Origin of the sequence: Mesorhizobium sp. M00.F.Ca.ET.216.01.1.1 (assembly GCF_004010325.2) — a bacterium.
Classification (GTDB): Bacteria; Pseudomonadota; Alphaproteobacteria; order Rhizobiales; family Rhizobiaceae; genus Mesorhizobium.
This window is the reverse complement of sequence record NZ_SADR02000549.1, coordinates 1-286: the sequence shown is the minus strand read 5'-3', so window position 1 is coordinate 286 and position 286 is coordinate 1. Positions and strand designations below refer to the sequence as shown.

Here is a 286-nt window from a genome sequence, read left to right as displayed (position 1 = left end):
GGCGCGGCGTGCGCACCAACCAGCAAGGCATCCAGCAGGTCGCCAACCTGCTGACGCCGCTCGGTATTTCCGTCTACGGCTTCGACCTGCCGCTGTGGCAGGGCGAAGAGGCGTGCCTGCATCTGATGTCGGTGATCAGCCCGCTGGCCGACGACCTCGCGCTGGTCTATTCGCCGCTTCTGCCGGCCCCGTTCTACCAGATGCTGAAGGCGCGCGGCATCCGCCTGGTCGAAGGCGATGCGCAAGAGTTCGCCGCTTCCAACGGCCTCAGCCTGAACGTCCTGCC

Annotated in this window: 1 pseudogene; it reads left to right on the top strand. The window is 66.8% G+C overall.

Annotation, left to right across the window (positions count from 1 at the left end):
* A pseudogene (locus tag EN859_RS37405) lies at nucleotides 1-286 on the top strand (amidinotransferase); the annotation flags it as partial.